This is a genomic window from Nocardia sp. NPDC004340 (assembly GCF_053602575.1).
In genome coordinates this window covers 17,525-30,451 of the sequence record NZ_JBSGDW010000002.1, presented here as the reverse complement: position 1 = coordinate 30,451, position 12,927 = coordinate 17,525, and the positions used below count along the sequence as shown (strand labels likewise).

The following is a 12,927-nucleotide window of genomic DNA, read 5'->3' as shown; positions in this document are numbered from 1 at the left end:
TGTGGGCGTGGCTGAGCAGAACCAGGGCGAGAGCAAGTCGGCGGGCGACACCGGGGCCGGGGCCGCGCAGGCCGGGGGCGTGCCCACGACCGTGCGGGTCGCGGGGGCGCTGGTCGCGCTCGAGGGCGCGGCCGGGCTGGTGGCGATGGTCATCCTGATCATCGTCGGCCTGAACGGCGAGGCGCAGAGCGCGAAGAACAGCTATCTCACCGCCGGGTACGCGGCGATCCTCGGCGGCGCGGTGCTGGCGGCGGGGCTCACGCTCATGCGCGGCAAGCGCTGGGGGCGGGCGCTGGCGACGTTGACCCAGCTGTTGCTGCTCGGTGTCGCGTATTACATGTTCACCTCGGGGCGGCCCGAATTCGGGACGCCGCTGGGGTTGCTGGCGCTGGGAACTCTGGGCGCGCTGTTCGCGCCCGCCTCGGTCAAGTGGATGGCCGAGGGGTACGGCTCGGGCTCGGAGTAGCGCCGCGCGCCCGGCTCGGCGGCCGCTGAGCCGATTTTTGGACGCTCGCCCACCTCCTGGGTGAGCGAGCGCTTCCCGGGCCTCTCGGCCCTCAGTCGTCGGCGTGCGACGCCAGGCGCGCCAGGGGAGAACCGGAGAGCCGATAGCCGGTCCACTCGTGCTGATGCTCGGCCCCGATGGACCGGTAGAAGTCGATACTCGGGGTGTTCCAGGTGAGGACCGACCAGTCCACCCGCGCGTACCCCTGCTCCACGGCCTCCCGGGCCAGCGTCGCCAGCAGGCTCTTGCCCAGCCCGCGCCCGCGCGCCTCCGGCTTGACGTAGAGATCCTCCAGGTAGATCCCGTGCACGCCCTTCCAGGTGGAGTAGTTCAGGAACCAGATGGCGCAGCCCACCACGCCGTGATCGCTCTCGGCGACATGCGCGTACAGCGCGGGCGTGGGCCCGAACAGCGCGGTCCGGAGCTGCTCCTCGGTGAGCGTGCACTCCTCGGGGGCCTTCTCGTACTCGGCCAGATCGTGGACCAGACCCACCAGCGCGGGAACGTCGTCGGGTGTGGCGCGGCGGATCATTCGGGGTTTCCTTCCATCGGTTCCAGCGGCGCGACCAGATTGTGCGCGAGCACGGTTCGCGCACGATGGTCGTGTCCCAGCACCGTAACCGCGGCGGTCGACAGGTAGAACCGGCGGCCCTCGGCCACCTCGAACTCGGCCCAGCGGGCGATCAGCGCGCGCGAGAAGTGACCGTGCCCGACCAGCACCACGTCGCGGGTGGCGAGTTCGGGGATGACCGTGGCCAGCACATGGTCGGCGCGTTTACGGACGTGGTCGGCGGTCTCGCCCTCGGGGACCTCCCCGGTCCAGATGGTCCAGCCGGGCGACATCCGCTGGATCTCCGGCGTGGTCAGGCCCTCGTATTCGCCGTAATCCCACTCCACCAGGTCGTCGTCGACGATGACCCCGCTCAGCCCGGCCAGTTCGGCGGTCCGCAGCGCCCGCTGCCTGGGACTGCTGAGCACCAGGGGATTCGACAGGTCCAGGTCGTACAGCAGTTTTCCGGCCGCCCGAGCCTGGGCCTCCCCGAGTTCTGTGAGCGGTATGTCGGTGCGCCCGGTGTGGCGCCGCGCGGCCGACCAGGCAGTCTCCCCGTGTCGAAGCAACACCAGCCGAAATTCGCCACCGCTCATGAATCGATCATGCTCCACCGCCTCCCCGAATACTCGGCGGGCGACAGATTGCCGTCGGAATTGCGCACCCGTGCCGGCGGTTGGGAGCCGATCCGACCCTGGGCGTCCCCGGGGAGTTACCCCGGCCGTTGCGAAATCCGCTGTCGCGGTGGCATACGACCGCTCAGGAGCGGGCGCCGACTGCGTACACCTGCGTGCCCCGGCGTTCCAGGAACACGGTTCCGGACACTCCGAGCGAGATGGGTTCCTTGTGATAGTCGCTGCGCTGCAGTGGGATTCGTGAAGTCTGTGCGCCGGTGGCGGGATCCAGGATGGCCAGTCCGTCCGGGATCGGGGCGATCAGCTGGCCGGACATCATCGCGGCGGTGCCGAGCACATTGTGGGTGCCCCACAGCGGGTCCAGGGTGGCGAGGTTCAGCGCGACCAGCGCCTCACCGGTGAAGACGAAGTAGCCCGACGACAGCCGCGCCACCATGGCGGTGTCGGAGAACGCCGGCATCTGGTGCGTGGCGACCAGATTGCCGTTCACGTCGTAGAGCGCGAGAACCGGTGTGGTGGACGGGGTTCCGGGTAGGTAGAGCGCGATCCTGGTGTCGGACACCGCGATCACCTTCGCCCCGTCGACCGCGCCGCCCGGCTCGGTGAGCACGTGCGAGCTGTACTCCTCCGGCGTGGTGCCGTCCTTGGGCGCGGGATTGAGGATGGTCAGCCGCGCGGCCGCCTCGTTCGGGCAGCGTTCCAGCACCGCCACCCGGCTGGGAGCCGAAGCCGCCGACAGCAGGGTGCAGCCGCTGCGCGGCTGGGTGTGCGGATTCACCGGGGCGTCGACATAGCCGTACTCGAGGGTGCGGACCATGTCCGAACGCCACAGTTCCAGCCGCCGCGGACCCTGCGCCAGCATGTAGGTGCTGTCGGGGGCCAGCGTGATCTTGTCGTCCATGTAGCTGGACCGGGCCGCCACCCGAGATCCGTTCTCGGCGTTGAGCAGAGTGGTCTGACTGCACCCGCGCTGATCCTGGTAGGTGGCGATGACCGTGCCGAACTGGACCTCCACCGCGCACAGCGGCAGATCCCGCTCATAGGTCCACACCTGCTCGCCGGTGCGGGGATCGCGCCCCGACACCGTGCCGCCGTCGGCGGTGACGGCCACGCCGCCCACCACCAGCGACCGCTGGGTCGCCCCGTCGGGGGCGTGCCACAGCTCCGCGACCTGCTGGGGCACCGGATCGGTGGAGATCGGCGCGGGCAGGGTGCGGGTGGCGGTACTGGCGTGGGTACCGCGAACACCGCTGGTCAGCACCACGACCACTGTCGCGATCGCCACCAGAGCGGCGATCGCGACAGCGGTGAGAATATCGGCGCGCGTCCGCCGCTCGGGTGCGAGCACGACAGCGAGAGTAGCCGATCCGGTGGACTAGGCCGAGGCCGCGACCGCGGTGTCGGCCACCGTGACGGCGCCCTCCGCCCCGTCCTCGGTCTTCTTGCGACGTGTCCGCTTCACCGGGGCCGCTTCGGAACCGCTTGCCGCGGTACCCGACTCGACGGCCTCGACCTCGGACTTCGCCGCCGCCTTCACGGCCTTGCGAACCCGCTTCTTCGGCGCCTCCGCCTCGGCCACGACCTCAGCGGTCGCCTTCTTCGCCCCGGCCTTGGCCTTGGCGGGCGCGGCCTTCGCGGTGGCGGACTTCGCCTTGCCGTTGGTGGCCGGCTCCGTCTTGCTGTCGGCGGGTTCGGCCTGGGTGTCGGCAGCGGCGGCGGCGACCTTGCGAGTCCGCTTGGCCGGAGCCTTCTTCGGCGCCTCGACGGTCTCCGCGGCCGGAGCCTCGGCGACGGTCTCGGCCGCGGCCTTGCGAGTGCGCTTGCGCGGCGCCGCCTCGGCGACCGCACCCGACTCCTCGGTCACTGCCTCGACGGCGGCCTTGGCGCGGCTCGCCCGCTTCTTCGGCGCGGCCATCGCGACATCCGCATCGCTCTCGGCGGTCACCGTTGCGGCGGAACCGTTTGCGCTGGTAGCGGATTCGGCGGTCGCCTTGGTTCGGCCGGCCCGCTTACGCGGTGCCGCCGCCTCCGGCGCGGTCTCCGCGACCACGGCGGCCTCGGGCTTCGGGTCCGCCACGGCGCTGTCGGCGACAATCGCCGAACCGGCCTCGGCGGTGGCCTTGCGGCGAGTGCGCTTGCGCGGCGCTTCCGCATCCTGCGACGCGGCCTCGACCACCACGGCCTCGGCGGCCGAATCCGTCTCGGTCACCGGCGCGGCCGCCTTGGCGGCACGGGTGCGCTTGCGCGGAGCGGTCGTCGCGGTCGCTTCCGCACCGGAATCGGTCGTCGCGGCAACCGCGGGAGCCTGGTCCTGCGCCGCGACGGCGGTGGTGGCCTCGGCCGGGCGGCTCTCGCCGGACGCGGCGTCACCCGTCACGTTCTCGGTCGTGACCTCCACGGTGCCGTTCTCGGAGCGCCTGCCACGGCGGTTGCGGCGGCGGTTGCGGCCACCCTCGGCCGGGGTCTCGCCCGCGGGTTCGGCGGCGGCCTCGGTCTCCACCGAGGTGGTGGCCTGGACGGTCGCGTTGGTCTCCGCGCCACCCTTGCCGCGGCGACGACGGCGACGACGGCGGCCGGTCTTCTCCGGATCGCCGGTGGTCGAATCCGTCTCGGCGGCAACGGTTTCAGTGGTGGTGGCGGCCGGGGCGGCGTCACCCTCGGGGCGGCCGCCACGGGTGCGGCGGCGGTTGCGTTCGCGGGGCGCGCGGCGCTCGCGTTCGACGACGACGGCGTCCTCGTCGCGCGGGGCCGGGCCCTTGCGCACGGTGCCGGTGACGCCCTGCGGGATGCCGAGCTCCTCGTACAGGTGCGGGGAGCGGGAGTAGGTCTCCGCGGGTTCCGGGATGCCGAGGCCCAGGGCCTTGTCGATCATGGCCCAGCGGTTCAGCTCGTCCCAGTCGACCAGGGTGACCGCGACGCCGGTCTTGCCCGCGCGGCCGGTGCGGCCGATGCGGTGCACGTAGGTCTTCTCGTCCTCGGGGCACTGGTAGTTGACGACGTGGGTGACGTCGTCGATGTCGATGCCACGGGCGGCCACGTCGGTGGCGACCAGCACGTCGATCTTGCCTTCGCGGAACTTCTTCAGCGCCTTCTCGCGGGCGATCTGCCCGAGGTCGCCGTGGACCGCGCCGACCGCGAAGCCACGCTCGGCCAGATCGTCGGCGACCTTCTGCGCGGTCCGCTTGGTGCGCGCGAAAATCATTGTCGCGCCGCGGGTCTCGGCCTGCAGGATGCGGGCGACCAGCTCGCTCTTGTCGAGCGCGTGGGCCCGGTAGATCAGCTGGGTGATCCGGTCGTGCACCGCGGATTCGTGGTGCTCCTCGGCGCGGATGTGGGTGGGCCGGCTCAGGAAGGTGCGGGCCAGGGTGATGATCGGGCCCGGCATGGTGGCCGAGAACAGCAGCGTCTGCCGCTGTTCGGGGACCATGTTCAGGATCCGCTCGATATCGGGCAGGAAGCCCAGGTCCAGCATTTCGTCGGCCTCGTCGAGGACGAGCACCTCCACCTTGCCCAGGATCAGGTGGTTCTGCTGGGCCAGATCCAGCAGACGGCCCGGGGTGCCGACGACCACGTCGACGCCGGCGCGCAGCGCCGCGATCTGGGTGTCGTAGGGGCGGCCGCCGTAGATGGCGGTCACGCGCACCGGGGTGCCGTGGTCGTCCTTCAGGTACTTGCTGGCGTTCTCCAGATCTTCGGTGACCTGCATGCAGAGTTCGCGGGTCGGCACGATGATCAGGGCGCGCGGGGTGCCGTCGAGAGTCTTGGTGCCGGAGCCTGCGGTGGCGATCCGGTTCAGCAGCGGCACACCGAAACCGAAGGTCTTACCCATACCGGTGCGGGCCTGGCCGATGAGATCCTCACCGGCCAGCGCGAGCGGCAGGGTGAGTTCCTGAATGGCGAAAGTGCGTTCGATACCGATGTCGGCGAGGGCCCGGACGATTTCGGGGCGCACGCCCAATTCGGCGAAAGTGGGAGCGAGGTGGGTGTCGTCGAGTTCCGCGGTCAGCAGCGTGTCCGCCACACCCGGTTCCTGCTCTACGGTGATCTTGCTCAGGTTCTTGCCTTTCCTCGTTATCGCGTCTCGCGCGCACGAGGCGTGGGGCGGACCCGGACGGCCCGCGACGACCACTAGATCCGGTTTCTCGCCGCTGCTGGGATGCCTGTCCGGGGGGATGGGCGTCGACCTGGCGCGGCGGTGCAGTGCTGCGGATCGGAGTGCGCGCACATTTTCCATGGACTGGCGGGTATGAATTTCCACCGTCCGCGGAGATTGTAGCGTGATACAACCTTCGCCCTGTTTTCCGCCACCGCCGATGTGCGGCATTATTGCGCTGGTAGGCGCGCTTATCGATATCGGACAGGGGTCCGATCCGGGGTTTCGCAGTAGCGTTAATGATTGCGGCGCACCATAATTCGGTCCGGGAGCGGGAGCGGGCCGCGTCATCGGCAGTTGAGTTGCTCACATGTGTGATACGTCGTGTACCACTATCTGTCATGGTGGTGCCGTGAGCTTGGCAGACACCGTGACAACCGCTGCGCGCAACGCGTGGGCCCTGACGTTCGGCGACGGCATCGAGGCCCCCGATCCCACCCCCTCGACGGTGCTGTCCGAGGCGCCGCACCGCGAACTGCGCCGCTACGACGGCGCGGGCCCCGACGATCCGGCCGTGCTGCTGGTGCCGCCGCTGGCCGCGCCCGCCTTCTGCTTCGACCTGCGCCCCGACCAGAGCCTGGCCCGGTTCCTGCTCGACTCCGGCCGCGCCCCTTACCTCGTCGACTACGGCGACATCACCTTCGACGACCGCCGCATGGGCTTCGAGACCTGGATCGACGACATCCTGCCCGAGGCCATCCGCCAGGTGTCCGCCGATCGCGGCGGCCGCCCGGTGGACCTGGTGGGCTGGTCCATCGGCGGCGTGCTGGCCCTGCTGACCGCCGCGGCCGACCAGACCCTGCCGATCCGCTCGATCACCGCGGTGGGCGCGCCCCTGAGCTACGACCACATGTTCGGCGCGCGCGAACTGCGCTCACTGGCCCGCCTCGACGGCGGCCGCACCGCCACCACCGCGATCCGGGCCCTCGGCGGCGTCTCGGCGCAGATCACCCGGTTCGCGTACCGGGCCACCGCCTGGAACCGGGAACTCGAGCGCCCGCTGTTCATCGCGAGCAATATCGCCGACACCGCGACGCTGGCCCGGATGGAGACCATCGACCGGTTCCAGAATTCGCTGCCCGGCTATCCGGGACGGTTCTACAACCAGCTGTGGGGTCGCTTCATCCTCAACAACGACATCGGCAAGGGCGGGCTGCGGCTGGGCGAGCGTGAGATCGCGCTGGCCGAGGTCACCCAGCCGGTGCTGCTGGTCGGCGGACCGCAGGACGCGATCACCGCGGCCGCGGCCGTGGAGCACGGGACGAAGACCCTGACCGGGTCGCCGGATGTGCGGTACGAGACCGCCCCGGGCTCGCACCTCGGCATCCTCATCGCCCGTGACACCACGTGGACCTATCTGGACAAGTTCCTGCGCGACCTGGCCTGATCGGTGACCGGTGCCCGTCAATTTCTGGGGCTAGGGTGGTGACCCATGGGAGCAAACTCGTCCACCGCCCCGGAGCCCACGGGCCACCTCATCGCCGCCGAACACCCGGGTGTCACCGACCTTTTCGCCGTCCTCGCCTACGGCGAGATCTCCGCCTTCTACCGTCTCGCCGAAGAGGCCAAGCTGTCGCCCACGCTGCGCGGCAAGGTGGCCGTCGCCAAGATGGCGGGTAACGAGGCCGAGCATTTCCAGACCCTGGAAAGCGCCCTCGCCGACCGCGGCACGGATGTCTTCGACGCCATGGCCCCGTTCGTGCGCGCCCTGGACGCCTATCACGCCTCCACCGACCCCTCCACCTGGCTGGAGTCGATGGTCAAGTTCTACGTCGGCGACGGCATCGCCGCCGACTTCTACACCGAGATCGCCGGCGCCCTGGCTCCCGAGGTCGCCGACGTGGTGCGCGATGTGCTGGCCGAGACCAACCACTCCGAGTTCGTGATCGAGGAGGTGCGCGGCGCGGTCGCGCAGAACCGCTCCGAGCGCGACCGGCTGGCGCTGTGGGGCCGCCGGCTGCTGGGCGAGGCGATCACCCAGGCGCAGTACGTGATGGCGCAGCGCGATGAGCTCACCGAGTTGGTGCTCATCGCGACCGGCGACCTGAACGGCATCGCCACGCTGTTCGAGCACATGCAGAACAGTCACGCGGAGCGCATGCGCGTGCTCGGTCTGGGCTGAGTTTCGCTATCAGCGCAGGCGGTCGGGGCCGATGGCGGTCGCGCCTGCGCTAGCGTGATCGGGACAGGACTACGACTCTAGGTTCGGAGGTTGGCCGTGGAGGTCAAGATCGGCATTTCGGATAGCCCGCGTGAGCTCGTCATCAACAGCTCGCAGACCCCGGCCGAGGTCGAGGCGCTCGTCAGCGGTGCGCTGCAGGGTGAGGGCGGCGTCGTGGCGCTCACCGACGAGAAGGGCCGCAAGTTCCTGATCCAGGCCGCGAAGGTCGCCTATGTCGAGATCGGCGCTCCGTCCTCGGGTCGTGTCGGCTTCGCCGCCGTCTAGTTTCCCGCGCGCGACGCGGTAGATCGCGCGAAAAGAATTGGCCCACCGACTTTGTCGGCGGGCCATTCTTTTTGATTCAACGAGAGTTGTTATCTCTCAATCGATCGGGTGCAGCGGAACGTGCTTGAGTCCGCCCCAGCACAGCGCGACCGTGGTGTCGACGGCGTCGTCCTTGAGGATCGGCCGGTCCGCCTCGAGCCAGTACCGCGCGCTGAGCTGGCTGGCGCCGACCAGGCCGACCGCGAGGACGCGGGCCCGGTAGGGGTCCAGACCGGAGTCGTGGGCGACCAGGTCGAACACCGCGTCCACGCAGGCCTCGGTGGCCTGCTCGACCCGGCGCTGCACCTGCGGCTCATTGGTCAGATCCGATTCGAAAACCAGGCGGAAGCCCTGGGTTTCATGGTCGACGAAGTCGAAGTACGCCGCGACGGCGGCGCGCACGCGCTGCTTGTTGTCGGTGGTGGAGCGCAGCGCCTGGCGCACGCTCGACACCAGCACGTCGACGTAGTTCTGCAGCACCGCCAGGTACAGCTCGAGCTTGCTCGAGAAGTGCTGGTAGAGCACCGGTTTGCTGACGCCGGCGCACTGCGAGATCTCATCCATGCCGGCGGCGTGATAGCCGCGTTGCACGAAGACCTCGCTGGCTGCGGCGAGAAGCTGCGCGCGGCGCGCCTCGCGGGGCAGACGGGTGCCGCGCTTGCTCGTCGCCATGGCCTCGGACGACACACGGTGCGATGTCATCCGGTCCACGAGGTCAGTCATTGCCTATTTCTCCCAGTTGATTCCCGGTGGGAAGGATGTTCACCGGTATCCCACGAACGATACGCGCTCAGGGGGCCGCTGCCGATCCAGGTTCCGAATATTGGTCGCGTGATGCTCGCATTGATTATGCGAGGCCGATCACAACTGTGTAGCACATGTTCCGATTTGTGAGGTCTGCCGCATTAGCGTGAGATATCTCGCAGCAATGATCACGGGCTGGGACGGCAGCTCTCGGCGACCGGCCGGGCTGTGAGAGTCTGTCAGGCGTGACCGAGAAGGCCGCCGGCAACAAGCGACGGGGTAGACCCAGCGGGCCGATCTACGATCCGCTCGGTTTGTTCGACGACGACGGCGCATCGGAGACCGGCCCGTCGGTATCTTCTGGGCTCATCGCGCCACCCGATCCGGATCTCCCCGCCGAGGACCGCCCGCTGCCGCATCAGCCGCTGCGCGCCCGCTGGGACCCGACTTCCCCGCCCGCCGACGCCCGCAATCGCCCGCGCCCCGACCGCGAGACCAAGAAGCAGAGTCCGCTGGGCCGGTTCGTGAACACCTACGGCTGGCGCGCCTACGCGCTGCCGGTGCTGCTGGTGATCACCGTCGTGGTCGCCGTCGACGCCTTCCGCCACACCGGTGACAGCGATGCCGGGCTGCCCGGATTCGGACGCTTGAGCGAGTACACCGACAAGCCGGGCCGCATCATCGGCGGCGCGCCCAAGGGCGACGGCAAGTACGCCGTCGACCTGCCCACCGGCGCGGTCCCGCCCGGCGGGGCCTACACCGACACCGGCGCGGGCACCTGGCGGGTGATTCCGGGCACCACCGCGCAGGTCGGCACCGGCACCCAGCACGCCTTCACCTACTCCGTCGAGATCGAGAACGGGGTGGACACCGCGTCCCTGGGCGGTGACGCGGCGGTGGCGCAGATGATCGACGCCACTCTCGCCAATCCCAAGTCCTGGACCCATGATCCGCGCTTCGCGCTGCGCCGCGTCGACGCCGGCAACCCGGACTTCCGCATCTCGCTGACCTCGCGGGACACCACCCGCAAGTCGTGCGGTTTCGAGATCCCGGTCGACTCCTCCTGCTACAACACCGAACTGGGCCGCGTCGTGCTCTCGGAGGTGCGGTGGGTGCGCGGGGCCCCGGCCTTCGAGGGTGATGTCGGCTCGTATCGGCAGTACCAGATCAATCACGAAGTGGGCCATGCCCTCGGCTACCACGAGCATCAGCCGTGCGAGACCGACGGCGGGCTGGCCCCGGTCATGATGCAGCAGACCTTCGGGACCCGGAACAACGACATCGCGAAGCTGGATCCCGAAGGCGTGGTGCCGATGGACGGCAAGACCTGCCGCTTCAACCCCTGGCCCTACCCCCGCGCCTGAGCGACCTCGGGCGCGGCGCCGGGCAGCTCGGTCGTCGCGGGTCGCGCGGATTCCATTGCGGCGGAACGCCGGTGTCGCGCCACTCCCAGTCCGGCCAATACCCCGAGAGCGGCACTCGCCGCGGCGGTGAGAACCGCGGCCCGGAACCCGTGCTGCACGGCCGCATCGGACCCGTAGCCGCCGCCGACGGTGAAAACCGCTGAGGTGACCGCGATCCCGAAGCTTCCGCCGAGCTGCCGCATGGCGTTGTACACCCCCGAGGCGGTGCCGATGGCTTCCGGCCCGGACCGAGCTGATGGCCGCGTTCTGCACCGCGGGCATGGCGGCCGAGACCCCGACCCCGGCCAGCAGCGCCACCCCGCCGAGCAGCGCGCCCAGGATCTCGGGACTGGTCCATCCGCTGACATTGCCGCGCACCAGTCCCAGCACCAGCCCGAGCAGCCCCACCATGAGCGACGCCACCGAGGTGAGGGCGACGCGCTCGTCGTCACCACCGCGCTCAATACGATCCGGGTCCAGCTCGGCGCTTCGCTCGAAGCGCTGGGGTGGACGCTCAACGCCTACACGCTCGCCTTCGCGGTCCTGCTGCTCACCGCGTCGGTGATCGGCGACCGCATCGGGCGGCGGCGAGGGGAGATGACCGCCACCGTCGACGACGTGGTCGCCGTCGCCGAATCGCATCGGCCCGAACTGCTCGCCTACTGCTATCGGATGTCGGGGTCGCTGCACGACGCCGAGGACCTGGTGCAGGAGGTGCTGGTGCGGGCGTGGCGATCGGCGGATTCGTATGACCCGCAACGGGCTTCGCTGCGCACCTGGCTGTACCGGATCGCCACGAACGTGTGTCTGACCGCCTTGAAGAACGCCGGGCGGCGGGCACTCCCGGTGGATCTGGTGGAGCCGAATCCCGTGGTGGGCCCGGGTCGTCTGCCGCCCGCGCCCGAATCGCCGGCGCACGCCCGGCGGTGGCTTCGAGGCGGCTAATCTGCATGTGCTGACGCTGGATCGCGCGGGTGTCGCCCGCATGGATCTGTTCCACGCGCCCGCCTTGTTCCCGGCGTTCGGGCTACCGACCGGCCTCTGATCACCCCGGTTCGTCAGGGCCTAGGCTTGGGGAAGAACGGCCCCGGTCTCTGTGTTGCAGAAATGGCCGCGAGTTTCCGGCGAATTCGATTGAGGAGTCCGCACACGTGACAGCATCGCATCCCTCCCTGCCGCCCCTGGTGGAGCCGGCGGCGGAGCTGACGCGGGACGAGGTCGCCCGCTACAGCCGCCATCTGATCATCCCGGATCTCGGGGTGGACGGTCAGAAACGTCTGAAGAACGCCAAGGTGCTGGTGATCGGCGCGGGCGGGCTCGGCTCCCCGGCGCTGCTGTATCTGGCCGCCGCCGGTGTCGGCACCCTCGGCATCGTCGAGTTCGACGAGGTCGACGCGTCGAACCTGCAGCGGCAGATCATCCACGGCGAATCCGATATCGGCCGCTCCAAGGCCGACAGCGCCCGCGACTCGATTCTGGAGATCAATTCCGGAATCACGGTGGAGCTGCACAAGATTCGGCTCGAGCCCGACAACGCGATCGAGCTGTTCCGGCAGTACGACCTGATCGTGGACGGCACCGACAACTTCGCCACCCGCTACCTGGTCAACGACGCCGCCGTACTGGCGGGCAAGCCGTACGTGTGGGGTTCCATCTACCGCTTCGAGGGCCAGGTCTCGGTCTTCTGGGAGGACGCCCCCGACGGCCGCGGCATCAACTACCGCGACCTGTACCCGGAGGCCCCGCCGCCGGGCATGGTCCCGTCCTGCGCCGAGGGCGGCGTGCTGGGCGTGCTGTGCGCGTCCATCGGCTCGATCATGGTGACCGAGGCGATCAAGCTGATCACCGGTATCGGCGACCCGCTGCTCGGCCGGCTCATGGTGTACGACGCACTGGACATGAGCTACCGCACCATCAAGCTGCGCCGCGATCCGGAGCGTCAGCCCATCACCGAGCTCATCGACTACGACGCCTTCTGCGGCGTGGTGTCGGAGGAGGGCCAGGCCGCGGCCATCGGCTCCACCATCACCGCCCGCGAGCTCAAGGAGATGCTGGACGCGGGCAAGGACGTGGCCATCATCGACGTGCGCGAGCCCGTGGAATGGGACATCGTCCGGCTCGAGGGCGCGACCCTGATCCCCAAGGACCGCATCCTCTCGGGTGAGGCGCTGTCGGAGCTGCCGCAGAACACCCCGATCGTGCTGCACTGCAAGACCGGTATCCGCTCCGCGGAGGCGCTCGCGGCCCTGAAGAACGCGGGCTTCTCCGATGCCACCCACCTGCAGGGCGGCATCATCGCCTGGGCCAACCAGGTCGACCCCTCGCTGCCGGTCTACTGAGTCCGCGCGGACGGGCCCTCGGCGGTAGCGCGGGGGCCTGTTCGGCGGCGGTCCGGGAGCCCGGAGGTAACGCCTCGGTCGCCGGTGTTTCACACCATGGTTTCGGCGTGTGG

General features: G+C 69.7%; 11 protein-coding genes and 2 pseudogenes. 7 read left to right on the top strand and 6 right to left on the bottom strand.

The annotated features are described in order from the left end of the window. Window positions 1-7 precede the first annotated feature (7 nt). Window positions 8-466: a hypothetical protein gene (locus ACWEOI_RS07605; RefSeq protein WP_433667827.1), complete on the top strand. Its 459-nt coding sequence runs from the start codon at window positions 8-10 to the stop codon at window positions 464-466. Between the two features lie 91 nt (window positions 467-557). On the opposite strand, the gene ACWEOI_RS07600 is transcribed toward ACWEOI_RS07605, so the two are convergent. The 4 genes and pseudogenes from ACWEOI_RS07600 to ACWEOI_RS07585 form a co-directional block, all read right to left on the bottom strand. Further along, window positions 558-1,037: a GNAT family N-acetyltransferase gene (locus tag ACWEOI_RS07600; RefSeq protein WP_433667825.1), complete on the bottom strand. Its 480-nt coding sequence runs from the start codon at window positions 1,035-1,037 to the stop codon at window positions 558-560. Then, on the bottom strand, window positions 1,034-1,651 hold the full coding sequence (locus tag ACWEOI_RS07595; RefSeq protein ID WP_433667824.1) for an acid phosphatase: 618 nt from the start codon (window positions 1,649-1,651) through the stop codon (window positions 1,034-1,036). Before ACWEOI_RS07595 ends, ACWEOI_RS07600 begins: the two co-directional genes overlap by 4 nt. 163 nt (window positions 1,652-1,814) lie before the next feature. Next, window positions 1,815-3,038 carry an Rv3212 family protein gene (locus ACWEOI_RS07590; RefSeq protein ID WP_433667822.1) on the bottom strand — a complete coding sequence of 408 codons (1,224 nt, stop codon included), beginning with the start codon at window positions 3,036-3,038 and terminating at the stop codon, window positions 1,815-1,817. 1,304 nt (window positions 3,039-4,342) lie between these two features. Beyond that, window positions 4,343-5,765: pseudogene (locus tag ACWEOI_RS07585) on the bottom strand (DEAD/DEAH box helicase); the annotation flags it as partial. Window positions 5,766-6,195: 430 nt separating this feature from the next. Between ACWEOI_RS07585 and ACWEOI_RS07580 the strand changes: the two are divergent. From ACWEOI_RS07580 to ACWEOI_RS07570, 3 genes are all read left to right on the top strand, one after another. Further along, complete coding sequence (locus tag ACWEOI_RS07580) at window positions 6,196-7,230, top strand: alpha/beta fold hydrolase (protein ID WP_452359218.1); 1,035 nt, start codon at window positions 6,196-6,198, stop codon at window positions 7,228-7,230. 45 nt (window positions 7,231-7,275) lie between these two features. Further along, on the top strand, window positions 7,276-7,965 hold the full coding sequence (locus tag ACWEOI_RS07575) for a ferritin-like fold-containing protein (RefSeq protein ID WP_452359217.1): 690 nt from the start codon (window positions 7,276-7,278) through the stop codon (window positions 7,963-7,965). Window positions 7,966-8,061: 96 nt separating this feature from the next. Further along, a complete protein-coding gene (locus ACWEOI_RS07570; RefSeq protein WP_213559758.1) occupies window positions 8,062-8,289 on the top strand; it encodes a DUF3107 domain-containing protein in 228 nt (75 codons plus the stop codon). Between the two features lie 96 nt (window positions 8,290-8,385). Here ACWEOI_RS07570 and ACWEOI_RS07565 read toward each other — a convergent pair whose 3' ends face one another. Next, window positions 8,386-9,051 (bottom strand): TetR/AcrR family transcriptional regulator, encoded by a 666-nt coding sequence (locus tag ACWEOI_RS07565; RefSeq protein WP_452359216.1) that lies wholly within the window; start codon window positions 9,049-9,051, stop codon window positions 8,386-8,388. Between the two features lie 389 nt (window positions 9,052-9,440). Between ACWEOI_RS07565 and ACWEOI_RS07560 the strand changes: the two genes are divergently transcribed. Beyond that, window positions 9,441-10,436, top strand: coding sequence for a DUF3152 domain-containing protein (locus tag ACWEOI_RS07560; protein WP_433673456.1), 996 nt, complete (start codon window positions 9,441-9,443; stop codon window positions 10,434-10,436). Here the strand turns inward: ACWEOI_RS07560 and ACWEOI_RS07555 are convergent. Continuing rightward, window positions 10,421-10,678 carry a hypothetical protein gene (locus tag ACWEOI_RS07555; RefSeq protein WP_452359215.1) on the bottom strand — a complete coding sequence of 86 codons (258 nt, stop codon included), beginning with the start codon at window positions 10,676-10,678 and terminating at the stop codon, window positions 10,421-10,423. The genes ACWEOI_RS07560 and ACWEOI_RS07555 overlap by 16 nt on opposite strands. A gap of 394 nt (window positions 10,679-11,072) precedes the next feature. On the opposite strand from ACWEOI_RS07555, the pseudogene ACWEOI_RS07550 reads away from it, so the two are divergent. Together ACWEOI_RS07550 and moeZ are read left to right on the top strand one after the other, a co-directional pair. Beyond that, window positions 11,073-11,342, top strand: a pseudogene (locus tag ACWEOI_RS07550) (sigma-70 family RNA polymerase sigma factor); the annotation flags it as partial. Window positions 11,343-11,626: 284 nt separating this feature from the next. After that, window positions 11,627-12,814, top strand: a complete 1,188-nt coding sequence (gene moeZ, locus ACWEOI_RS07545; RefSeq protein WP_433667810.1) for an adenylyltransferase/sulfurtransferase MoeZ — start codon at window positions 11,627-11,629, stop codon at window positions 12,812-12,814. Window positions 12,815-12,927 lie beyond the last annotated feature (113 nt).

Excerpts from the sequence above, each read along its gene's own strand:
- ACWEOI_RS07600 (WP_433667825.1), bottom strand. The coding sequence starts at position 1,037 with ATGATCCGCCGCGCCACACCCGACGACGTTCCCGCGCTGGTGGGTCTG.
- ACWEOI_RS07595 (WP_433667824.1), bottom strand. The coding sequence starts at position 1,651 with ATGAGCGGTGGCGAATTTCGGCTGGTGTTGCTTCGACACGGGGAGACT.
- ACWEOI_RS07575 (WP_452359217.1), top strand. The coding sequence starts at position 7,276 with ATGGGAGCAAACTCGTCCACCGCCCCGGAGCCCACGGGCCACCTCATC.
- ACWEOI_RS07565 (WP_452359216.1), bottom strand. The coding sequence starts at position 9,051 with ATGACTGACCTCGTGGACCGGATGACATCGCACCGTGTGTCGTCCGAG.
- ACWEOI_RS07555 (WP_452359215.1), bottom strand. The coding sequence starts at position 10,678 with ATGCGGCAGCTCGGCGGAAGCTTCGGGATCGCGGTCACCTCAGCGGTT.